The organism is Musicola paradisiaca NCPPB 2511, from assembly GCF_000400505.1.
GTDB classification, from domain to species: Bacteria; Pseudomonadota; Gammaproteobacteria; order Enterobacterales; family Enterobacteriaceae; genus Musicola; species Musicola paradisiaca.
On sequence record NZ_CM001857.1, the window covers coordinates 4152068 to 4175280 of the forward strand.

Annotated in this window: 21 protein-coding genes; 10 read left to right on the forward strand and 11 right to left on the reverse strand. The window is 57.5% G+C overall.

Translation table 11 applies throughout. The annotated features are described in order from the left end of the window. Nucleotides 1–41: 41 nt before the first annotated feature. A complete protein-coding gene (locus tag DPA2511_RS18500) occupies nucleotides 42–704 on the forward strand; it encodes a DedA family protein (protein WP_015855255.1) in 663 nt (220 codons plus the stop codon). Nucleotides 705–786: 82 nt separating this feature from the next. Here the strand turns inward: DPA2511_RS18500 and DPA2511_RS18505 are convergent, their stop codons facing one another. Then, nucleotides 787–1701 carry an AraC family transcriptional regulator gene (locus DPA2511_RS18505; protein ID WP_015855256.1) on the reverse strand — a complete coding sequence of 305 codons (915 nt, stop codon included), beginning with the start codon at nucleotides 1699–1701 and terminating at the stop codon, nucleotides 787–789. 200 nt (nucleotides 1702–1901) lie between these two features. On the opposite strand from DPA2511_RS18505, the gene DPA2511_RS18510 reads away from it, so the two are divergent. The 3 genes from DPA2511_RS18510 (at nucleotide 1902) to dkgA (ending at nucleotide 4882) form a co-directional block, all read left to right on the forward strand. Next, nucleotides 1902–2642 (forward strand): NADPH-dependent oxidoreductase, encoded by a 741-nt coding sequence (locus tag DPA2511_RS18510; RefSeq protein WP_015855257.1) that lies wholly within the window; start codon nucleotides 1902–1904, stop codon nucleotides 2640–2642. A 2-nt stretch (nucleotides 2643–2644) separates the two neighbouring features. Then, nucleotides 2645–3808, forward strand: a complete 1164-nt coding sequence (yqhD, locus tag DPA2511_RS18515; protein WP_015855258.1) for an alcohol dehydrogenase — start codon at nucleotides 2645–2647, stop codon at nucleotides 3806–3808. A 228-nt stretch (nucleotides 3809–4036) separates the two neighbouring features. Next, a complete protein-coding gene (dkgA, locus tag DPA2511_RS18520; RefSeq protein ID WP_015855259.1) occupies nucleotides 4037–4882 on the forward strand; it encodes a 2,5-didehydrogluconate reductase DkgA in 846 nt (281 codons plus the stop codon). Nucleotides 4883–4922: 40 nt separating this feature from the next. Here the strand turns inward: dkgA and DPA2511_RS18525 are convergent, their stop codons facing one another. Next, complete coding sequence (locus DPA2511_RS18525; protein ID WP_023638503.1) at nucleotides 4923–5663, reverse strand: GntR family transcriptional regulator; 741 nt, start codon at nucleotides 5661–5663, stop codon at nucleotides 4923–4925. A 181-nt stretch (nucleotides 5664–5844) separates the two neighbouring features. On the opposite strand from DPA2511_RS18525, the gene DPA2511_RS22125 reads away from it, so the two are divergent. The 3 genes from DPA2511_RS22125 to DPA2511_RS18540 are packed head-to-tail and all read left to right on the forward strand — an operon-like array spanning nucleotide 5845 to nucleotide 9229. Next, the gene (locus DPA2511_RS22125) at nucleotides 5845–6921 is read left to right on the forward strand and encodes an ADP-ribosylglycohydrolase family protein (RefSeq protein ID WP_015855261.1); all 1077 of its coding nucleotides are present in this window, start codon (nucleotides 5845–5847) and stop codon (nucleotides 6919–6921) included. Beyond that, a complete protein-coding gene (locus tag DPA2511_RS18535; protein WP_015855262.1) occupies nucleotides 6870–8294 on the forward strand; it encodes a purine-cytosine permease family protein in 1425 nt (474 codons plus the stop codon). The genes DPA2511_RS22125 and DPA2511_RS18535 overlap by 52 nt, the downstream gene beginning before the upstream one ends. Further along, the gene (locus DPA2511_RS18540) at nucleotides 8291–9229 is read left to right on the forward strand and encodes a PfkB family carbohydrate kinase (protein ID WP_015855263.1); all 939 of its coding nucleotides are present in this window, start codon (nucleotides 8291–8293) and stop codon (nucleotides 9227–9229) included. The genes DPA2511_RS18535 and DPA2511_RS18540 overlap by 4 nt, the downstream gene beginning before the upstream one ends. A gap of 133 nt (nucleotides 9230–9362) precedes the next feature. Here the strand turns inward: DPA2511_RS18540 and ftsP are convergent, their stop codons facing one another. The 3 genes from ftsP to parC form a co-directional block, all read right to left on the reverse strand. Next, nucleotides 9363–10775 carry a cell division protein FtsP gene (gene ftsP / locus DPA2511_RS18545; RefSeq protein ID WP_015855264.1) on the reverse strand — a complete coding sequence of 471 codons (1413 nt, stop codon included), beginning with the start codon at nucleotides 10773–10775 and terminating at the stop codon, nucleotides 9363–9365. 42 nt (nucleotides 10776–10817) lie between these two features. Then, nucleotides 10818–11555: a 1-acylglycerol-3-phosphate O-acyltransferase gene (locus tag DPA2511_RS18550; protein ID WP_015855265.1), complete on the reverse strand. Its 738-nt coding sequence runs from the start codon at nucleotides 11553–11555 to the stop codon at nucleotides 10818–10820. Between the two features lie 344 nt (nucleotides 11556–11899). Further along, nucleotides 11900–14173 (reverse strand): DNA topoisomerase IV subunit A, encoded by a 2274-nt coding sequence (gene parC, locus DPA2511_RS18555; protein WP_015855266.1) that lies wholly within the window; start codon nucleotides 14171–14173, stop codon nucleotides 11900–11902. A gap of 249 nt (nucleotides 14174–14422) precedes the next feature. Between parC and DPA2511_RS18560 the strand changes: the two genes are divergently transcribed. Further along, nucleotides 14423–15004, forward strand: coding sequence for an NAD(P)H-dependent oxidoreductase (locus DPA2511_RS18560; RefSeq protein WP_015855267.1), 582 nt, complete (start codon nucleotides 14423–14425; stop codon nucleotides 15002–15004). 16 nt (nucleotides 15005–15020) lie between these two features. On the opposite strand, the gene DPA2511_RS18565 is transcribed toward DPA2511_RS18560, so the two are convergent. The 6 genes from DPA2511_RS18565 to nudF all read right to left on the reverse strand — a co-directional run bounded on the left by DPA2511_RS18565 (nucleotide 15021) and on the right by nudF (nucleotide 20431). Continuing rightward, a complete protein-coding gene (locus tag DPA2511_RS18565) occupies nucleotides 15021–15917 on the reverse strand; it encodes a LysR family transcriptional regulator (RefSeq protein WP_015855268.1) in 897 nt (298 codons plus the stop codon). A gap of 12 nt (nucleotides 15918–15929) precedes the next feature. Then, nucleotides 15930–17825: a DNA topoisomerase IV subunit B gene (parE, locus tag DPA2511_RS18570; RefSeq protein ID WP_015855269.1), complete on the reverse strand. Its 1896-nt coding sequence runs from the start codon at nucleotides 17823–17825 to the stop codon at nucleotides 15930–15932. Between the two features lie 112 nt (nucleotides 17826–17937). Further along, the gene (gene yqiA, locus DPA2511_RS18575) at nucleotides 17938–18519 is read right to left on the reverse strand and encodes an esterase YqiA (RefSeq protein ID WP_015855270.1); all 582 of its coding nucleotides are present in this window, start codon (nucleotides 18517–18519) and stop codon (nucleotides 17938–17940) included. Continuing rightward, the gene (cpdA, locus tag DPA2511_RS18580) at nucleotides 18519–19346 is read right to left on the reverse strand and encodes a 3',5'-cyclic-AMP phosphodiesterase (protein WP_015855271.1); all 828 of its coding nucleotides are present in this window, start codon (nucleotides 19344–19346) and stop codon (nucleotides 18519–18521) included. Before cpdA ends, yqiA begins: the two co-directional genes overlap by 1 nt. Before the next feature lie 27 nt (nucleotides 19347–19373). Continuing rightward, the gene (locus DPA2511_RS18585) at nucleotides 19374–19799 is read right to left on the reverse strand and encodes a DUF1249 family protein (RefSeq protein ID WP_026595252.1); all 426 of its coding nucleotides are present in this window, start codon (nucleotides 19797–19799) and stop codon (nucleotides 19374–19376) included. Beyond that, on the reverse strand, nucleotides 19796–20431 hold the full coding sequence (nudF, locus tag DPA2511_RS18590) for an ADP-ribose diphosphatase (RefSeq protein WP_015855273.1): 636 nt from the start codon (nucleotides 20429–20431) through the stop codon (nucleotides 19796–19798). The genes DPA2511_RS18585 and nudF overlap by 4 nt, the downstream gene beginning before the upstream one ends. Nucleotides 20432–20918: 487 nt before the next feature. Between nudF and tolC the strand changes: the two genes are divergently transcribed. Next, entirely contained in the window at nucleotides 20919–22328 is a 1410-nt protein-coding gene (gene tolC, locus DPA2511_RS18600; RefSeq protein ID WP_015855274.1) for an outer membrane channel protein TolC, read from the forward strand. 151 nt (nucleotides 22329–22479) lie between these two features. Beyond that, entirely contained in the window at nucleotides 22480–23205 is a 726-nt protein-coding gene (locus DPA2511_RS18605; RefSeq protein WP_015855275.1) for a DUF1190 family protein, read from the forward strand. Nucleotides 23206–23213 lie beyond the last annotated feature (8 nt).

Below are 23213 nucleotides of genomic sequence, written 5' to 3' on the forward strand. Positions count from 1 at the left end.
CGCAGCTTCGGGGGTCACAGCAAAACCAGACAGGAAGCACTATGAGTGTTGTTCATGAAATTATTCAGGCACTGTGGCGACAGGATTTCAGTGCCTTGACCAATCCCCATGTGGTGTGGGTGATTTACGGCGTTCTTTTTACCACCCTGTTTCTGGAGAATGGCCTGCTGCCCGCATCTTTCCTGCCGGGCGATAGCCTGCTGTTATTGACCGGCGCCATGATAGCCAAGGGCGTGATGCATTTTATGCCCACGGTATTGCTGCTGACGCTGGCGGCCAGCCTCGGTTGCTGGCTGAGCTATCTGCAGGGGCGTTGGCTGGGGGATACTCGTCTGGTAAAGAAATGGCTGCACCAGTTGCCGGCGCACTACCACCAACGCACGCATAATCTGTTTCATCATCACGGGCTCTCGGCGCTGCTGGTCGGGCGTTTTCTGGCTTTCGTCCGCACCCTGCTGCCCACCATCGCCGGCATCTCCGGGTTGAGCAACTCCCGTTTCCAACTTTTCAACTGGTTGAGCGGTTTTCTGTGGGTCTTCGGTATCGTCACGCTGGGTTACTCCATCAGCCATATCCCGCTGGTGAAACGTCATGAAGATCTGGTGATGACCGCACTTTGTATCCTGCCGGTGATTTTACTGGCAAGCGGCCTGGTTGGCATGCTGCTGGTGCTGTGGCGCAAAAAACGCACCGTCGCCGGTTGATATCACGGATTTTACCATTCAGATCATTACGTCGGGGCGCCGCGTTGACAGGTGGCCGCCCCCTCCGCCTGAGAATTCAGCCCTAGTTCCCTTCAATCGCCACCGCGCCGGATCGCAGTTTGACCACTTCATCCCCCGGCGTGGTGCCGAAATAGCGTTTAAATTCCCGGCTGAACTGCGACGGGCTCTCATAGCCAACCTGCATTGACGCGGCGTTGGCGCGCAGGCCGTTATGCACCATCAACTGGCGCGCTTTGTGTAAACGGTATGATTTCAGGTATTGCAGCGGCGATGTGCCAGTCACCGATTTGAAGTTATGGTGAAATGCCGACACGCTCATATTCACCTCGCCAGCCAACTGCTCTACGCTCAGGCTATCGGCGTAATGGTTTTCAATATGTCGTAATGCGCGGGCTACCTGCCCAAAATGGCTATAACGGTTCATCAGCGCATGCAGCGACGCGCCGCAGGGCCCGCACAGCACATGGTAGATAACCTCGCGCACAATCCAGGGGCCTAGCACTCTGGCGTCCCTGGCATCCGCCATCGCTTCTAGTAACCGTTCGGCCGCGCACAACAGCGCCTCGTTAAGCGGAACGCTGCTGAACCCGGAGGTATCCGCCCGCTGTTTCTTCATGCTGCCGTCATCACCCATTTCTATCAGTAAATCCTGCAGCATCGGGATATCCACCCGAATGGAAATGCCGACGATGGGACTCTCCGGGCTGGCGAAGTTTTCGCATTCAAACGGTAACGGCACCGTCATTAGCAGGTAGTTTTGCGGATCATACTGAAAGACTTTATCCCCCAGATAACCGACTTTGTGCCCCTGAAAAATAATCACGATACAAGGGTCATACAGCACCGGCGTTCGCGCACTGTGCGTATCGGCATAAATAATTTTGACCTGCGATATTGGCGATTGGGTTACACAGTTGCGACTGATGTAAGGCATCGCCAGATTGACTAATCGCTGACGTTGACTATGGTTTTGCATATATTCATCTCTTACAGACAATAGAAATAAAATGACATATGCGGGGTTCCTAATCACCCTTTTCTTCTTAAGATTGCAGGAATAGGCAATACATGTAGAGAAATGAGCATTGCCGCCGCGTTAGCATCGGCCGAGAATATTTGCACATCCTGTCAGTGCCTCGCGCACCCGACTTCCCGCCCCATATAACAGGGATAGCCATGAATCAGACCATCGAATTACTGACTCAACACCGTAGCGAACGCAGCTATCAGGACAAACCCATTCCGGAAGACGTGCTGTCCGCCATCATTGAAGCCGCACACCTGGCGCCGACCTCCGTCAACTCGCAGCAAGTCTCAGTGATTGTCATTCGTGACCCGGCGCGGCGCGCTCGCATCGCCGAACTCGCAGGCGGGCAGCCCTGGATAGCGCAGGCGCCGGTTTTCCTGGCATTGGTGCTGGACATGCACAAAACCGCCACCGGCATCGACATGAGCGGCAATACTCAACACGCCCACGAAAGCGTGGAGAGCATTATTTCCGGCGCCACGGATGTCGGGATTGCCCTGGGAACGCTAATTGCTGCGGCACATTCGTTTGGCCTTGGCATCGTCCCCATCGGCGGCATTCGCCGTCAACCGCAGGCCATTATCGATCTGCTGCAACTGCCGTCGCTGACTTTCCCGGTGGCGGGGCTGGCGCTTGGCTACGTGGATAAACCCGCGCACCAAAAACCGCGTCTGCCGCTAAACACCTTTCGTCACGACGAGGTTTACCATCAGGAACACCTGAAAACCGCCATTGAACAATACAATCAGACGCTGGTGGCTCACTGGGAACAGACCGGACGCCGTGATGGCGAGCCCTGGGGCAGCAATACCGCCAGCTATTACCAACATATCTACTACCCTCAAGTACGCCCTGCGCTCTTGCAGCAAGGCTTCAAACTGGATCAATAATCATGCAAAACTTTACCCTTCACACCCCGACTAAAATCCTGTTCGGCAAAGGACAAATCGCTGGACTGGCGGCGGAAATTCCGGCTGACGCCCGTATTCTGATGACCTACGGCGGCGGCAGCATCAAGCACAACGGCGTGTTCGATCAGGTGATGAGCGCGCTCAAAGGCCGCTATGTGCTGGAATTCTCCGGTATTGAACCCAACCCGACTTATGAAACGCTGATGAAAGCGGTCGACATCGTGCGTCGTGAAAAAATCGATTTTCTGCTGGCCGTCGGCGGCGGCTCCGTAGCGGACGGCACCAAGTTCATCGCGGCTGCCGCCAACTACACCGCGGAGGCGGATCCCTGGCATATCCTGCTGACCCGGGGCGCGGAAGTAACCAGCGCACTGCCCATCGGCGTGGTGCTGACCCTGCCGGCTACCGGCTCCGAATCCAATTCCGGCGCGGTTATCACCCGCAAGACCAGCGGCGACAAACAGGCATTCATGAATCCGCTGGTTTGCCCGAAATTCGCGGTTCTCGACCCGGAAGTCACCTATTCACTGCCACCACGCCAAATCGCCAACGGCGTTGTCGATGCCTTTGTACATACCGTCGAGCAGTACCTGACCTACCCGGTCAACGGCAAAGTGCAGGATCGTTTTGCGGAAGGGCTGCTGCTGACATTGATTGAAGAAGGCCCACGCGCACTGAAAGAGCCGACTAACTACGATGTACGCGCCAACGTGATGTGGAGCGCGACCCAGGCGCTGAACGGTCTGATCGGCGCTGGCGTGCCACAAGACTGGTCGACCCATATGCTGGGGCACGAAATCACCGCGCTGCACGGCCTGGATCACGCCCAGACGTTGGCCATCGTGCTGCCTGCCATGCTGAATGCGCGTCGCGTTCAAAAAAGGGAAAAACTGCTGCAGTACGCGCAGCGCGTCTGGAATCTGACTTCAGGCAGCGATGATGAGCGCATCGACGGCGCGATCGCCGCCACCCGCCATTTCTTTGAAAGTCTTGGCGTTCCGACCCGCTTCTCCGACTATAAACTGGACGGCAGCTCAATTCCGACGCTGGTGAGCAAGCTCAACGAGAAGAACCTGACCGCACTCGGCGAGCACTACGACATCACGCTAGAACACAGTCAGCGCGTCTATGAAGCCGCTCTCTGACGGAATGCGGCGATACTATCGGCGCGTCCCACCGCGCCGTTTCGGGAACCGTTTCTTCCGTGCGCTCCCGCAAAAACGGGCTTAGGCGGTTGCTTTACCGCCGGGGAAACGGGGTAAAGTCAGAAGGTTTGTCAGTCGTCCAGGACGCTGCCGTCAGGCGGCGTCTTTGTCTTTATCGTCGCCCGGCTCGCACCGGCATTCAGACGGAAAACACAACAGGAGAGCCACATGTCTGTCCCCCCAATGATTACCCTGTCCGACGGCAATGTGATGCCGCAGCTCGGGCTTGGCGTCTGGCGCGCCAGCAATGAACAGGCCGCTAATGCGGTCGCCGAAGCGCTGGCAGCGGGCTACCGTGCCATAGACACCGCCGCTATCTACCGTAACGAGGTTGGCGTCGGTCAAGCGCTGCAGGCCACGTCAGTCCCTCGCAGCGAAATTTTCGTCACCACCAAGCTCTGGAATGCCGACCACCTGGCCCCGGAACAGGCACTGCAGGATAGCCTGAATCGTCTGCAACTGGAGTATATCGACCTCTACCTGATCCACTGGCCGTTGCCGGAGCGGGATCACTACGTGGAAGCCTGGCAAGGGTTGCTGCGGCTGAAGGAGCAGGGGCTCGCCAAAAGCGTCGGCGTCTGCAATTTCAAACCTCATCATCTGCAACGCCTGTTGGATGAAACCGGCGTGTTGCCGGTTGTTAACCAAATCGAACTGCACCCGCTGTTCCAGCAGCACGATGTGGCCCAATGGAATGCCGCCCGCCATATCCGCACCGAGTCCTGGAGCCCGCTGGCGCAAGGCGGCGACGGCGTGTTCGACCACCCGGTCATCCAGCAGCTGGCGCGAAAATATGCCAAATCGCCGGCCCAGATTGTCATCCGCTGGCATCTGGATCGAGGCTTGATCGTCATACCTAAATCAGTAACGCCGTCCCGTATCCGGGAAAACATCGATGTGTTTGACTTCAAATTGGAACAGGAGGATATCGACGCCATCGCCACACTGGATAGTGGTAAACGGCTGGGCCAGGATCCCGACCTCCCCCGTTCGGACACGCATAAAAAAATCTGAATCCGCACTCACATAGCCGGGGGCGCCGTGTCGCTTCCGGCTAACAGGAGACGTGGAATTCGTACATGTCGCTGCGACAAAAAATTTCGCAGTATTCCAGCAATTCCCCTTTATCGCCGTAGGTCAGTTGCCGGTGAAACGTCACCGGCGCGCCAGTGGGAATCTTCAGATGGGATGCAACATCATCCGGTGCGCCCAACGCCTTGAGCCAGAATTGTTTCCGTCCCGGAAAAATACCGCGCGCCGCCCAATACTGATACAGCGAGGTCTCCACGTCTTCAGGGGTCGGCAACAGATGCAGCGGGATCCAGGTACTCTCCAATGATGCGGGTTCATCATTCAGCAAACGCACGCGATACAGTTTGGTCATACGCAGGCTGGACAAGGTCGGCAGCAGTAGCGCCAAGCCTTCCGGCGCAGCGATATCCGTCTGGCGCGCCAGCCAGATATTACCGGCCGAACCGCCCTGTTGCTGCACTAACGCGGTAAAACCGGATTCATCCTCGTCCAGCGAATAGTCCAGCAACGGCGCAATGCGGGTTCCGACGCCCTGCTGGCGGATAATCAATCCTTTTTCTTCCAGCAGCGCCAGCGATCGGGAAACCGTCACTCGCGACAGCCCCAGCAATTGAACCAGCTGCCGTTCGGGTGGCAGGAACTGCCCCGCCAGATCGCTGCGTTGGTGAAGACAGTGTTCCAGCATATGGGCCAGCTGCATGTAGCGCGGGGCGGACGAAGGTTGTTCCAGCAGCGCACGCAGATCAGAGAAAAGTTTTTGCATAGCGTTCTTCTGATTGTTATCGGCTGTGACGTCCGCAAACGGTACGATGCCACATTTATCAGCGTCACAGTTCTTTAATTGGCCTTTTAATGGCATTAAATTGGCCTTGCCATTATCGTTCATCTTACGTACATTGACCACCAGTTATCAGGTTACACCGAGCCAACACCAGGGGTCGTTAATGACCGTAACGAAAAATCCTCACGACGCCATTCTCGGCTGTCTTTACGGCCAGGCAGTAGGTGACGCGATGGGGATGCCATCAGAATTGTGGCCGCAAGAACAGGTACGCCGCCATTTCGGCTGGATCGACACCTTCCTACCCGGCCCTGATGAAAATGTCGCAGCACAGGGACTGAAAGCCGGCGAATACACCGATGACACACAACAAGCCATCGCGCTCCTGAATGCTATCGTGGAGGCCGACGGCGCGGTCGAACCGGAACGTATCGCCAGGCATATTCTGGCATGGGCCGAACGCATCAACGCTTTTGAACGCAATGTCCTCGGCCCCAGTTCCAAGGCCGCGCTGAATGCTATCCGCGTCGGTACGCCTGTCCATGATATCCAGGCTAACGGCGTCACCAACGGCGCCGCCATGCGCATCGCACCGTTGGGGTGCGCGGCGGATACGTCGGATCGCGAAGCGTTCATGCTGGCCGTCCGCCTGGCTTGCAGCCCTACGCATCAGTCTGATATTGCCGTCGCCGGCGCATTCGCTATTGCCTGGGCCATCAGCCGGGCCATTGACGGCGTAAGCTGGCAGGCGCTCAAAACCGAGCTTCCCGGCTTGACTGAGAACGTACAACGGCAACGCATTACCACCTTTTGCCCACAATTGGGCCGTCGAATTACGCAGGCCCTCAATTTTACCGAGACCCTTCGCAACTTGCCTGATTCCCGCGCGCTGTCGGAACTTTACGATACGTTGGGCGCAGGTATGGACACACTGGAGTCAGTGCCGATGGCGCTGGCCCTGGTGGAGCTGGCCGACACCCATCCGCAGCGTTGCGCCGTATTATCCGCCAATCTTGGCGGCGATACGGACACGATTGGCGCCATGGCCACCGCAATTTGCGGTGCGCTGCACGGCATCAAGGCTTTTCCTGCGGCATGGATCTCTACCATTAATCAGGTCAACGCGACTGACTTTACCCCCCTTGCCGCATCACTCTCTGAACTCAGGCTGAAAAGGAGTACGCCAACATGGGTGAAATGCAGCACAGCGAACCGCAACCGCAAAGCAAGTCCTGGATAAAGGTGGAAGAAACCGGCATTGACCTGGTGCCGGATGAAGAACGTACCGGCACGCCGTTGCAGTTGTTTTGGATCTGGTGCGCCGCCAATATCGGTATTCTCGGCATCGTCTACGGTGCCATCATCGTGTCATTCGGGCTATCGTTGATCCAAGCCGTGCTGGCCGCGCTGGTGGGCGTCGCCAGTTTCGCGCTGGTTGGTTACACCTCGTTTGCCGGACAACTCGGCCGCACGTCTACACTCACGTTGTCCCGCGCCATCTTCGGGCTGCACGGCAATATCGTGCCCACCGCTTTCGGGTGGTTCACCCTGATCGGCTGGGAAGCAGTCAATGTGATCACCGGCACCATGACGCTGGCGGCCATGTTCGAAGCGCTTGGTTTTCATAGTGGTACCTCACTCACTACCGTCAGCCTGCTGCTGTTTGCCGGGCTCACCATCGTGGTCAGCCTGTTGGGCCAGAACATTCTGTTTCAGATGCAAAGCTGGTTCAGCAAGATTTTCGGCACCATGACGCTGATCGTGGTCATCCATATTCTGTTCAACACCCCCTGGAGCCAGGTGCTGAATCTGCCTTCCGGCAGTTGGCTGACCGGCTTTCTGCCCGCCGTGTCCGTTATCGCGGCAGGTACCGGCATCGGCTGGACCATCGCCGGCGCCGACTACAGCCGCTACCAACGTCCCACCACGCCGCGCACGCACATTTTTTCTGCGGTCTTCATCGGCGCCTGCCTGCCGCTGGTACTGCTGATGCTGGCGGGGATCCTGCTTTCATCGCGCCTGCAGGATCTGGCGGGATCCGCCAACCCCATCGCACTGATCGGCACCGTACTGCCTACCTGGATGGCGGTTCCTTACTTGCTGACGGCGACAGCGGGCATCGTCACCATCGCCGTGCTGAGCCTGTATTCCGCCAGCCTGAACCTGCTGACCATCGGCATTCGGGTGCGTCAGTCGGTTGCGGTCAGTATCGACGCCGTGCTGATGCTCAGCGTTTCGGTGTATGTTCTGTACATTTCCGGCGATTTCCTGACGCCATTCATCTCCTTCCTGATGTTCTGCGGCGTGTTCCTCTCCGCCTGGGCGGCCATGTTTATTCTCGACTATCTCTGGCTGCGTCGGCATCACGGCTATCCTGCCGAGCTGTTGTTCGGACTCAACGGCAAAAACCGCCACACCCGCTGGATCCCGCTGTGCTGCTGGTTGCTCGGCGCGATCAGCGGACTCATGGTCACCAAAACCGGCTTTATCGACGGGCCGCTTGCCAAGGGCATTTTTGAAAGCTCCAGTCTCGGCATCTTTATCGCTTTCGGCATCAGTCTGATCGCCTATGGCCTGTTTTTGCGGCTGACGCCGCAGGAGCAACGCGCATGACATCGTTTCACGCAACAAGGCCCGTCGTCGTCATCGGTGCCGCGGTCGGCGATATCGTGTTAGGGTTGGCCCGCTTGCCCCATAGCGGCGAAGATCTGGAGGCGGAAGATCGCGGCAGCCAGATCGGCGGTTGCGCGTTCAACGTCGCCAGAGCGCTGCGCCGTCTGGAGGTTCCGGTGATCAACGGTATGACGGTCGGTAACGGCGTATGGGGCCAGCGGGTGGAAGAAACCATGCAGGCGCTGGATATGACGGTACTGCTGCGGCACCGTCATATGGATAACGGCTGGTGTCTGGCGCTGGCGGAACAAAACGGCGAGCGCACGTTCATCTCCGTTCCCGGCTGTGAAGGTATCTGGAGCGATGAACTGCTGGCAAACGTGGTTCCTCCCGCCAATGCGCTGATTTATGCCAGTGGTTATGAGCTGGTGGGCGAAGCTGGCGCTCCGCTGCGTCGCTGGCTGTTGGCGCATCCGCAGCAAAAGCTGATCGATCTTGGGCCCCGTTTGGCAGACATCCCCGCCGACTTTATCCCCACCTTGCAGGGCAGTGATACGCTGCTCACGCTCAATCGGGACGAAACCCGCTACCTGTGCGGCGCCGGCGAACCCGCCGCGCAGGCCGCTCGTTATGCCGCACAATGGGGATTGACCTTGATTTGCCATCTGGATCAGGAAGGCGCATGGATTTGCCCGCCGGACGGCGCGCCGCGTCACCTGGCGGCCTATCCCGCGACAGTGGCCGATACCATCGGCGCGGGCGATGCCCACTGCGGCGGCTTGCTGGCAGGGCTGTCGGCAGGCTGGATGTTGGATGGCGCGGTAGATTTGGCCAATCGGGTGGCGGCTTTTGTGGTCGAAAACACCGGGGCGGCCGGCGCACCGGATTGGGTACAGCTACAACGGCGCTTTCCTGTCACCCACAGCGCATCTTAAACCCGCATCAGGACGGCGGTGCCGGTAAACGGCACCGCCGAAGCGACAAAAACCGGGAAGAGGAAAACCAGGAGAAGAAAGCCAAGAGAGGGAAACGACCGCCGTCGGCGGTCATGTTATCCGGAACGACAGCCTAATTCGGCTGTACCACCAGTTGGCCGTCCGAGCCACGATCCGCCATCTCCAGCGTGTGGCTGTAATACAGGAACGGGAACTGCGGCGTCGAAAACTGGCCGAAGTAGACCAGCAGTTCCACATCGTTTTCCACCCATACCGTATCCTTCCAGCCAGAATCCTCCGACGCCGCCGGGCTGCCGTTGACGCCGCGCACCAGAAACGACGCGCCCTGAATATGGAACGGCTGGGGCTTATCCGCGTGGACGATCCAGCGCTCGCAACGCCCGACCTGCGTCTGCACATCGACGCGGTTGGCATCCCACATCGCGCCGTTGATGCCCGGCAGGCTATCCCCCAGACGGAATTCGCGCGTGCGGCTGACGCCGGCATTCAACATGGTATCCGCCAGCAGCTGCATCGGCAGCGCATCGGTGGCCAACGGCAGCATACCGGTGGGACGCAGCGTCAGGATCTGGGAGGAAATCAGGATATTGGACGGTTCGAACAGGCCGCGGATTCGCTCCATGAAGGTGGCGGATTTTCCGGCGGTCAGCGTCACTTCACTGCCTTGCGACATATCGACCAGCACCTCGCGACGCTCGCCCGGCGCCAGCGACATCTGATTGAGCGCCACCGGCACCGGCAAGAACCCCTGATCGCTGGCGATCAGAAACATCGGTCGGCCATCGCTCATGTACATCACGTAGCGGCGAGCGTTGGAAGCGTTCAGCAAACGCAACCGCACCCAACCGCGAGACACTTCCACATAGGGGTTCTGCACGCCGTTCACCACCAGCGTATCGCCCATAAAGCCGCCGCTGCCGGGCTGGCTGTATTGCGGCGTGCCGAAATTATCCAGCCGCTTATCCTGAATCACCACCGGAAAGTCATCCACACCGTAATGATTGGGGATCGGCAAGGCTTTGCTGACGGCGTCCTCCACCAGCCACAGGCCGGCCACACCGTTATAAACGTGCTGCGCCATACGGTTCGGCGTATTGGCGTGATACCAGCAGGTCGCCGCAGCCTGACGTATCGGCAGCACCGGCGACCAGTCCATATTCGGCTGAATCATACGCCCGGCGCCGCCCATCAATGAGCCCGGTACCTGCAGGCCGCTAACCGTCATTGACACCGGCTCGTTCAGACGATTGCTGTAGATCACTTTGACGTCATCATTGCTGTTCACCCGCACGGTCGGGCCCAGGTAGCGTCCATTGAAGCCCCAGACCGATGCTTTGCGATCGCCGGTGAATGACCAGTTTGCCCGTTGTAGCGTCAAAAAGACGGGCTGCCCGCGACGCGACTCCATCAGCGGAGGAACCGGCAACGGGTTCTGCGTCCCTGAGGCGCGAGCCGGCAGAGAAACGGCGCCGGCACATGCGGCCGCCCCGGTTGCCTGCAGGAATTGACGCCGGCTTAATGACATAGTGACTCCAACAACCTGTTAACCCAGATATTTCTCAGATAATTAACCGTGCTGCGCTGCATTCAGCCGTGCAACTTCCTCATCCAGTTCGGCGATTTTGGCCGCCATAACTTCGTGGCAGTAAATGGCCAGTTCCCGCACCTGATCCTTGCCGTAAGCGCTGGTATCGATCGGCGGCAGCATCTCCACAATGGCGTGACCGTTGTTCCAGCGATTCAGTTTGATCTTACCGTGGGTCGTGGAAACACAGATGGGGACGATCGGCACCCCGGCGGAGATCGCGGCATGGAAAGCACCGGTTTTGAACGGCATCAGACCGCGCCCCCGGCTACGAGTCCCTTCCGGGAACATCCAGACAGAAATATGACGCTCTTTAATATGCTTCACCACCTGCGCAATAGTGCCGTGCGCCTTGGCGCGGTTTTCACGATCGATCAACAGGTTGCCGGTCAGCCAGTACAGTGGCCCGAAGAATGGGATCCATACCAGGCTTTTCTTTCCTACCGTCACGGTACCCGGCAACACCACGTTGGCAGCGGTAATCATGTCGTAGTTATTTTGGTGATTGGCGATGTAGATATAGCATCCCGGATAGGTTTCGCCTTCAGGCTGACGGAGATGCACTTTCAGGCCGAAAACCACCGATAATTTGGCAAACAAACGCCCGAAACGGGATACGTGGCGTGGGTCGCGCGGGGTGAACGAGCAGTAGACCAACCCCAGCACACAAACCGCTATGGAAAAGAGAATGACCACTAAAAACCGCAGAATTAATAACATAGCTACCTCATTAGCCTATTGCCGCCGCTAGTATAACCACTTCGTCATAAAACACACGGCGAACCTTGCGCCAACGCGCGCCCGGCAACAGCGCGGATGGCTGAAATCACCACAGTGGGAAAACATCACGACGGGAACGGGAGCACACGCCGACACGCTATGTGCCGGCGCGGGGGAAAGGATAACCGCGGGGAAAGACACCCAAAACCTACGCTTCCCTGCCGGCGTAACAGCAAGGTGGGATGCACCATGCCGTAACGCCAGTTCCACTCCCGGCGGGGGCTGACATACCGCCCCATCGGGCGTACCGCCTGAACCGAGCATGCGCGCCTTCGCCGGCAGATTTACTCTTCGCTGCCGCCATCCTGCGCCACTACCGGGCTGTCCACTTCGACCCGGTCAACACGCTGCAGGCCGCGCGGCAACGTTGTTCCTTTGCAGCCGCGGCTGGCGGTGAATTTCTGCAGTTCTTCCGGACGCAGGGCATACTTGCGTTTACCGGAGTGCAGCGTCACCGTGGCGCGCGGCGAAATCACCTGCAGCCACAGGATGCGGTCTTCGCCGCTGGCCGCTTGCGCCGCCGGAATAGCGACAATTTTATTGCCTTTGCCTTTCGACAACTGCGGCAAATCCGCCACCGGGAACAACAACATCCGGCCCGCAGCGGTGATGGTCAGCAGCAGATCGTCATCGTGCGACACCTCCAGCGGCGGCAGCACTTTCGCGTTATCCGGCAGGGCCAGTACCGCTTTGCCGACACGGTTGCGCGCCACCAGATCGCTAAACGTACAGATGAAACCGTAACCGGCGTCGGACGCCAGCAGCAGACGCTGCTCATCCGCCGTCATCAGCACCTGCTCTACCGTTGCGCCCGGCGGCAATGTCAGCTTGCCGGTCAAGGGTTCGCCCTGACCACGGGCGGAAGGCAACGTCAGCGGATCCAACGCATAGCTGCGCCCGGTGGAATCGATAAACACCACCGGCTGGTTGCTCTTGCCGCGAGCCGCCGCACGATAGTTGTCACCCGCTTTGTAATTAAGGCCGCTCGGATCGATGTCGTGCCCCTTGGCGCTGCGCACCCATCCCATTTCCGACAACACGATAGTCACCGGTTCCGACGGAGACAGGTCATGCTCACTCATGGCTTTCGCTTCAGCGCGTTCCTGCAACGGCGAGCGACGATCGTCGCCATAAGCTTTAGCGTCCGCCTGAATTTCCTTCTTGAGCAGGCTGCTCATCTTGCGTTCGGACGCCAGGATGTCCTGGATCTGATCGCGTTCTTTGGCCAGTTCGTCCTGTTCGCCGCGAATCTTCACCTCTTCCAATTTGGCCAAATGACGCAGCTTCAATTCCAGAATGGCTTCCGCCTGCGTATCACTCAGCCCGAATCGCGCCATCAGCACCGGCTTGGGCTCATCCTCGGAACGGATGATGTGGATGACCTCGTCGATGTTCAGAAAGGCGACCAGCAAACCTTCCAGCACATGCAGGCGTTTGAGCACCTTGTCCAGACGGAAGCTGAGGCGGCGACGCACGGTGTCGCGACGGAACGCCAGCCATTCGGTCAGGATCTCCTGCAACCCCTTCACGCCAGGGCGCCCGTCCAGACCGATCATGTTCATATTGATGCGGTAGCTTTTTTCCAGATCGGTAGTGGCGAACAGATGGTTCATCACCATATCCAGATCGATACGGTTGGAGCGCGGCACCAGTACCAGACGGGTCGGGTTTTCGTGGTCGGACTCGTCCCGCAGATCGTCGATCATCGGCAGCTTTTTGGCACGCATCTGGCTGGCGATCTGCTCCAGCACCCGTGCGCCGGAAACCTGGTGCGGCAACGCAGTGATGACCACGCTGCCGTCCTCTTTCTTCCACACGGCGCGCATACGCACCGAACCGCGCCCGGTTTCATACATTTTGCGCAGTTCGTCGCGCGATGTGATGATCTCTGCTTCGGTGGGGAAATCCGGCGCCTGAACATGCTGTAACAGCGCATCGAGCGTGGCGTCTGGGTTGTCGATCAACGCCACGGCGGCGGCGGCCACTTCACGCACGTTATGCGGCGGTATATCGGTAGCCATCCCTACCGCAATGCCGGTAGTACCATTCAACAGGATGTTCGGCAAACGCGCAGGCAGCATCTTCGGCTCCTGCATGGTGCCATCAAAGTTCGGCACGTAATCCACCGTTCCCTGACCCAGTTCACCCAGCAATACTTCCGCGTATTTCGACAAACGGGACTCGGTATAACGCATGGCGGCGAAAGACTTGGGATCGTCCGGCGCCCCCCAGTTGCCCTGGCCATCCACCAGCGGATAACGGTAGGAAAAGGGTTGAGCCATCAGCACCATGGCTTCATAACAGGCGCTATCGCCATGAGGATGGTATTTACCCAACACGTCACCGACGGTGCGTGCGGATTTTTTGAACTTGGCGCTGGCGCTCAGCCCCAGCTCCGACATTGCATAAACAATGCGACGCTGAACCGGCTTGAGACCGTCGCCGATGAAAGGTAGCGCCCTATCCATGATGACGTACATGGAATAGTTGAGATAGGCGTTTTCCGTAAATGTGTGTAGCGCGAGACGTTCCGCGCCGTCATGAGTCATATCGCTCATTAATAATCCTTAAACCGTGGCGTTGCCATGTCAGACCAAACCAACCAACACGCGCAGTGGCAGATGCAGCCCGGATAGTACCGCAAGTTGTCCCTCTCGTCACAATAGGGTTTGCCACTTCGGTGTTGGCGTGGATTGTTGCGTCATAGTCAATAGTGTTGTGAGTTATCGCACGTTTTTCTCCGTGCATTGCCCAGATAGACTGGCCCTCACTCTTTTTTCTACTCACACCATCCGAGGCGACTCATCATGCATAACATCCTCATTATCAATGCCGGCAAGTCTTTCGGCCATTCCAAAGGCGAACTCAACCGGACACTCACCGACGCGGCGGCCTCTTTCCTGCGCGACAAAAGTCGCGATGTCCGCGTGACGCATGTGGACGCCGGTTATGACATCGCCCAGGAAGTACAGCATTACCTGTGGGCCGACGCCGTTATCTATCAAATGCCCGGCTGGTGGATGGGCGCGCCTTGGATCCTGAAAAAATACGTTGATGAAGTGTTCACGGCGGGGCATGGCTCGTTGTATGCCAGCGATGGGCGTTCCCGTGAGGACGCCGGCAAAAAATATGGCTCCGGCGGGTTGCTACAGGGGAAAAAATATCTGTTGTCCCTGACCTGGAATGCCCCGCTGGAAGCCTTCACCGAGCCGGATCAGTTCTTCCACGGCGTGGGGGTCGACGGCGTATACCTGCCGTTCCACAAGGCCAACCAGTTTATCGGCCTGTCGGCACTGCCGACGTTCATCTGCAATGACGTCATTAAAGCGCCGGACGTGGAAAACGATCTCATCCGTTATCGCGCTCATCTGGACACACTTTTCGCCTGAACTTCCGATGTAGCAGCTATAGCGGATGCAGCGCGATTTTCTCGCTCAGAAAATCCAGAAAGCTGACGATGCGCCCGGCCAGCGCGGTGTTACGGTAGTAAACCGCGTTGACCGGCAACCGCACATCCAGCGTATCCTCCGGCAGAATTTGCACCAGCAGGCCGGCCGCTACATCTTCCCGGGTCATAAAATCCGACAGGCGCGCGATCCCTTCGCCATGTAATGCCAGCAACCGCAGCATCTCACCGTTAGACGCCGCAACAGCAGGCTGGATCGGGTAATAATCCCCCATTTCACTGCGCAGCGGCCAAAGGTTGAGCGATTCCGATTGGGTAAACCCCATCAGCGTATGGTTGGCCAAATCCTCTACCCGCAGCGGCGTGCCGCGCCGGCGCAAATAATCCGGGCTGGCCAGCACGCGCAACCGGGTACATCCCAATAGTCGGGCATGGATGGAGGAGTCACGCAGCGCGCCGATACGAATAGCCACATCGGTATGCTGTTCCAGCAGATCGATGAACACATCATCCGTATTGAGCTCCAGCATAATTTGCGGATAACGGCGACGAAACTCAGGGATCAGAGGCACGATGACGTGCTGCATGAAGGAGGACGCCGCATTGATGCGCAGGCGTCCGCTCGGCTGTTCGCGGCGCAGCGCCATTTGCTCCTCCGCCGCCTCAACGGACTGGATCACATCGCGGGCTTGCAACAGAAAAATCTGCCCCTCTTCGGAAAGCGACAACCGGCGAGTGGTGCGATGCAGCAATGTCACGCCGAGCTTGCCTTCCAGACGCCCGATCGCCCGGCTGATACCGGAGGCGGTCTGTCCCAACTGCCCGGCGGCGGCGGTGACGGACCCGCAATCCACCACCGCAATGAACGCCTGCATCTCTTCCAGCGTGATTTTCATTGTCTCTGGGCGTCAGACGTCAAGCTCAGCCCGGTCGCCTTTCTCCTGCAGCCAGTTGCGGCGGTCTTCCGAACGCTTTTTCGCCAGCAACATATCCATCGTCGCCAGTGTCTGCTCCACATCCTCTTCGCTGATGGTCAACTGCACCAGCCGACGAGTATTCGGATCCAGCGTGGTTTCGCGCAATTGCATCGGGTTCATTTCACCCAACCCTTTGAAGCGTTGGACGTTGGGTTTGCCCTTCTTGCGTTTGAGCTGTTCCAGAATGCCGGCTTTCTCTTCTTCATCCAGCGCGTAGTAAACCTCTTTGCCCAGATCAATGCGGTACAACGGCGGCATTGCCACATAAACATGACCGTCTCGCACCAGCGGGCGGAAGTGACGGACAAATAGCGCGCACAAGAGTGTTGCGATATGCAACCCGTCGGAATCGGCGTCCGCCAGAATGCAAATTTTACCGTAACGCAATTGGGTCAAATCGTCGCTGTCCGGATCGATACCGATGGCAACCGAAATGTCGTGAACTTCCTGCGACGCCAGCACCTCGTCGGAAGAGACCTCCCAGGTGTTCAGAATTTTCCCCTTCAACGGCATGATCGCCTGATATTCCCGGTCGCGGGCCTGCTTGGCGGAACCGCCCGCCGAATCCCCTTCCACCAGGAACAGTTCGGTTTTGCCCAGATCCTGCGATGTGCAGTCAGCCAGCTTGCCGGGCAACGCCGGGCCGCTGGTCAGCTTCTTACGCACCACTTTCTTTGCCGCGCGCATCCGTCGCTGGGCACTGGAAATCGCCAGCTCCGCCAGTTGCTCTGCCGCTTGCACGTTCTGATTCAGCCACAGGCTGAATGCATCCTTCACCACCCCCGATACGAACGCGGCGGATTGTCGGGAAGAGAGACGCTCTTTAGTCTGGCCGGCAAACTGTGGATCCTGCATCTTCAACGACAGCACATAGGCGCAGCGTTCCCAGATATCCTCGGCGCTGAGCTTGACGCCGCGCGGCAAAATATTGCGGAATTCGCAGAACTCGCGCATGGCATCCAGCAACCCCTGGCGCAAACCGTTGACGTGCGTCCCGCCCTGCGGCGTCGGAATCAGGTTAACGTAACTTTCCGTCAGCAGTTCGCCGCCTTCCGGCAGCCATAACAGCGCCCACTCGACCGCCTCGGTATCGCCGCTGATCGTGCCGGTAAACGGCTTCTCCGGCAGCGTCGGCAGGCCATTCACCGCTTCGCACAGATAGTCGTTCAAACCATCCTGGTAGCACCAACGTTGTTCGGTTTCGTTCACCTTGTCGACAAACAGGATCTCCACGCCCGGACACAACACCGCCTTGGCTTTCAGCAGGTGAGTCAGGCGGGAAACGGAAAAACGTGGGCTATCGAAGAAGGATTCTTCCGGCCAGAAACGGACCCGGGTGCCGGTATTGCGGCGGCCGCAAGTGCCGGTTATCGTCAAATCCTGCACTTTCGCCCCTTGCTCGAAGGCGATGTCGTAAACTTGACCATCACGGCGCACCGTGACTTCGACCCGGCGGGACAATGCATTGACCACCGAGATCCCCACGCCGTGCAGACCGCCGGAAAATTGATAGTTTTTGTTGGAAAATTTCCCCCCGGCGTGCAGTCGGCAGAGGATCAACTCGACGGCCGGGACACCTTCTTCCGGGTGAATATCCACCGGCATACCGCGCCCGTCGTCGATCACTTCCAGTGACTGATCAGGATGCAGTATGACCTCCACACGCCGGGCATGCCCCGCCAGCGCCTCGTCGACGCTGTTGTCGATCACTTCCTGCCCCAGATGGTTAGGACGGGTGGTGTCAGTGTACATACCTGGACGGCGGCGAACCGGCTCCAGCCCGCTGAGGACTTCTATCGCATCAGCGTTATAACTTGATTGCGTCATGGTTTGAATGAATTCAGTCGTTGTTTGATATACAGGTTATGACCGACGCGCAAACGACAGACGATGCCGAGCTTCCGTTCCGGTACCGAGATTGAGGTTTACGCTGTGATGATCAGTCAGTCGCCAGTCCGAGGAAATCGATGATTGGGGCGAAATAGTGCTCAAATCCGATGAAAGCATGGTTTCCGCCAGACTCCACTGTCTGGCGGCAGGCGGTGTAATAGGCCACCGCTTGTCGGTAATCCAGCACTTCATCACCGGTCTGGAGCAGGCACCACAGCAAATCCGGGGATTCCAGCGGTTCGACCTGCATGACCTTGAGATCATAAATGTGCCGTGACTCTAACACATATTGTTCGCCGGTGTAGGGGTTCTGCTGTGCGCCCAAAAAATCCTGCAACAGTTCAAACGGCCGTACTGCGGGGTTCACTACCACGGCTGGCAGCATAAAACACTGGGAAAGCCAAGTGGCGTAATACCCTCCCAGCGATGATCCTACAATGCCGAGCGGCCTGCCGGCGCGTTCCATCACCAGATTCTCCATCAGTTCTGCGGCCTGCGCCGGATACGGCGGCAACTGGGGACAAATCATGTCGATAGCCGGATGATGCTCAGCCAGCCATTGCCGAAGCGCCGTCGCCTTCGCCGAAAGAGGGGAACTGTTGAAACCGTGAAGATAGAGCAAGGTGGGCATCAGTAACCGTCCGAATCCATGTCAGGCAGAAACTCGCATCCGTCAAGACGACAAACCCGGGTTTCCACGCTGCCGTCCGGCAACAGATCCAGATAGCGCCAGCCGGGGGCGACATTATCGATAGTGAAATTGGTGCAATGCGGCTTGAACTGAACGCAGGTCGACGGCGTCGCCAACAACCGGCGGCCGTTCCAGTCAATGTCCATTTCCTGATGAATATGACCACACAGCACGGTTTTCACCTGCGGGAAACGACTAAGCAGCGCATCAAGGCTATGGGCATTACGCAGACTGTGTTGATCCAGCCAGGAACAACCGGAAGGCTGTGGGTGATGATGAAGCATCAACAGCGTATGACGCCCCGGTTGCGCCGACAACCGACGCTCCAGCCATTCCAACTGATAGTCGCTCAGTTCACCGTGCGGAACGCCGAATACCTGGCTGTCCAACAGAATCACCTGCCAATCGTCGCCCAGTAATACGTGCTTGGACGGGGCGATGCCCGCCTTCTCCAGCGCGTCGACCATAGCGGGTTGGAAATCGTGGTTGCCCGGCAGCCAGACGCAAGGTACCTGAAAGCGCCGAATCCCGCCGGCGAAATGCTGATACGCCTCGTGCGTGTGATCCTGCGCCAGGTCGCCCGTCGCAGTAATCAAATCAAAATCAAGCCGTTGGGCGGCGATGGCGTCCAGTACGGCATAGTAGCTGCGATAGGTGTCAACGCCCAGCAGCGTTCCCTGCTCGCCCGCAAACAGGTGGGTGTCTGTTATCTGTAAAATCCTGATCCTGGCCCCACACGCCACAGGAAGTGTCAACAGGCTTTCCAAATAGTGTCCTTGGTTTCTGCAATCCGCCTAATAAACGGGAACCGACATTGAACCATACGCCAAACAGTATCTCAGCCAATCTGCAAGAAACTGATTAATTTGATGCTTTTCATCACGTTGGTGTAATTTTTTATTCGGATAATCATAACGTGCCTTAAATCGGAAGATCTGCTGACTGGAACACACTTCCGCAACCATCGCATCATGATACAGCCTCACCATCATGGTGGGCAGGCTCCAATAGCTCACCGCCGGCGCCGTCTGCTGAATTTCCACCAGCGAGGTGTATCGCGTGGACTCAATGATCGTTAAGCGATAACAGGCGTCTTTCACCTGATAGGCCGCTGCCGCGCCTACCTCTTCATTGCGGGGCAACAACCGACGCAACTGAGCGAAATTGACCTCGTTGAGCCGCATCATTGCCGGGAAATCGGGGGTATAGCGCTTCATCATCCGTCCACCCACGCTTTTTTCAATACTTCATGGTGCAACGCCAACCATTGCAAGGCAATGACAGAGGCTGCGTTATCAATAATCCCCTCTTCGACCCACCGATAACTCTGCTCACGGCTGACCACATGCACGCGGATATCTTCATTCTCCTCCGCCAGGCCATGAATGCCGTTTGCGGCGCCGGCATCCACTTCACCCACCAGAATCGCCAGCCTTTCGCTGGTACCGCCAGGGCTCGCCAGATAACTCACCGCCGGGCGACAGCGCTTCACCGCCAGCCCGGCTTCCTCCAGCGCTTCGCGGCGCGCCACGTCCTCCAGGCTTTCGCCGGGTTCGATCATGCCGGCCACCATTTCAAACAACCAGGGCGTAGCGCTGGTATCGTAAGCCGCGATACGAATCTGCTCAATCAACACCACTTCGTCCCGCACCGGATCATAGGGCAACAGTACAACGGCGTGTCCGCGTTCCAGAATTTCACGACTGACTTCCCCACTCATGCCGCCATCGAACAGCCGGTGGCGAAAACGGTAGCGCTCCAGTGAAAAAAAACCTTTATAGAGCGTTTCACGTGCAATAATTTCTACATCATCTTTGGTAAAAGTACCCGGATGCGCATCTGAAGAAGCCATCACTCAACTCCCGTTGTAGACAAAAAGGCTTGCGACCAGACGCGAAAAACGGCAATGACGGGCGTCCGAAACAACGCAACGACCGACACGCAGCACAGCGCCTGTATGACCGAAAATCCATGCCGACGTTCACGGTTTTTTGTGCGGTCGACTTTGTGCGATAGTAAACAGGCAACCGCCAACGTCTGCGCGACCGGCTCTGAACAGTACCCCAGGAAACGGAAGACCGGCCAGAACAAAATAGGGGCGATGTCATCATCGCCTTTGCGCCATTCCCAGCGCCACACGCGGGTATACGACGTCCGGCAGGTTGCCGGGCATTGTGCCCAAACCCAAATCATTAAGTAAAATAGTCTTTTGGGATAGCAATCAGGGAAGGATGGCACATTAAGCTACCGAATCCCATTCAGAGATTCTGTTAGAATCAACGGCTAATCGTCTTAAGAGGCGCTAACCTAGTCACTTTGCTGCACAACAAGGAATGCAAATGAAAAAATTGCTCCCTCTTCTTATCGGTCTGGGCCTGAGCGGTTTCAGCATCGCCAGCCAGGCAGAGGATTTGTTACAGGTTTATCAGCAGGCTAAAACCACCAACCCGGAGTTGCGCAGTTCCGCAGCCACCCGTGACGCAGCATTCGAAAGAATCAACGAAGCACGTTCTTCTCTGCTGCCGCAGTTGGGTCTCGGCGCTGATTATACGCATAACAGTGGCTACCGTGACCGCAATAATGTCAACAGCAATGTCAAAAGCGCGTCACTGCAACTCACTCAGTCACTTTTCAACATGTCATTGTGGAAAGCGCTGACCCTGCAGGAAAAAACCGCAGGTATTCAGGATGTGACTTATCAGACGTCGCAGCAGACGCTGATGCTCAATACCGCCACCGCCTATTTCAACGTACTGCGCGCCATCGATAATCTTTCTTACGTCAATGCGCAGAAGCAATCCATCTACCGCGAACTGGATCAAACCACCCAACGTTTTAACGTGGGTCTGGTTGCCATCACCGATGTTCAGAACGCCCGGGCGCAATATGACAGCGTACTGGCGAGCGAAGTCACCGCACGCAACAATCTGGATAACGCGATGGAAACCCTGCGTCAGGTGACGGGCAATTTCTATCCGCAACTGGCGGGGCTGAACATTGATCGACTGAATCCGCAAAAACCGGATGTCGTTAATAACCTGCTGAAAGAAGGTGAAAATCGTAACCTCAGCCTGTTGTCCGCTCGCTTGAGCCAGGATTTGGCCCGCGAGCAGATTCGCTCCGCGGAAACCGGCCATATGCCGACGCTGTCCCTGACGGCATCCTCAGGCATCACCAATACCCGCTACTCCGGCTCTAAAGCCGTCGGCAGCAGTTTCAGCGATAGCGATGTCGGCCAAAATCAGGTTGGGCTGAGCTTCTCTCTGCCGCTTTACAGCGGCGGCGGCACAAGCTCTCAGGTGAAACAAGCACAATATAACTATGTTGCCGCCAGCGAGAACCTGGAAAGCGCCCATCGTTCCATGATTCAGACGCTGCGTTCCGCCCACAACAACGTTTCCGCCTCCATTAGCAGCATCAACGCCTACAAGCAGGCGGTGATTTCCGCACAAAGCTCGCTGGATGCGATGGAAGCCGGTTATCAGGTCGGTACCCGCACCATCGTGGATGTTCTGGACGCAACGACGACCCTGTATAACGCCAAACAGCAACTTTCAGGCGCCCGCTATGACTACCTGGTCAACCAGCTGAACCTGAAACAGGCGTTGGGTACGCTGAATGAAGATGATCTGAAATCGCTCAACGGTATGCTGGGCAGCGCAGTCTCTACCACGCCAGCCATCACCGACGACAGCGTGCCGACGCCAGTTACGCAAGGCGCGGCTAAAACCAGTAAGGCTAAACGCTAATTACAACCATGACGGGGAACGCAGTTCCCCGTTTTTTTCGCCGCCGATTGCTGTAAAAACGAGCTAACAGCTTTTCATCCGCACTGCATTTTCCTATTCTTATTCCTGCTTTAACCATAATGGGCAAGATGCCCTTTTCTCTGGAAAAACAATGAAAAGAACACAAAACATCAACCATACCCGCTTCCGTAAACGCTGGAGCTATTCGATTGCCCCCATCGCGTTGGCTGTGGGCGTATCGTTTGTTCTCAGCGGTTGCGAGCAGTCCGACGAGACGGTATCGCTGTATCAAAATGCCGATGATTGCTCAAAAGCCAATCCATCCATGAAGGAGCAGTGCGCTACGTCCTATAACAATGCGTTGAAGGAAGCGGAAAGAACCGCGCCCAAGTACGCTACCCGAGAAGAGTGCGCATCAGCCTTTGGCGACGCACAGTGTACGCCGTCATCAACTGCCAACAACGCTGCGGCGCCGCAGCAAAGCAGTTTCTGGATGCCGCTGATGACCGGTTTTATGCTGGGGAGAATGATGGGCAATAGCGGAAGCTACATGCAGCAGCCGTTATTCAGCCAACGCAACGGGGGCGGTTACGTCGACGCCAGCGGCAAAAACTATGGCGCCGCCACCGGACGCACCATCAACGTTCCCAGAGATACGCTGTCGCCCAAACCCACATCCACCGTGACATCCGGTACGACCACCACGCGCGGCGGCTTTGGCGAAACGGTGTCCAAACTCAACGGTGCGCAAAAGCAGGACGCGGGCAACACCAACTCGGGTTATAACAGCGCCAATCAGAAGACCTCAGCCTCAGGTGCAGAAAGCGGCAGGAGCAGCTCTGGCTCAACGCCGATTCGTCGCTCCTTTGGCGGTTAAGGCCGAAC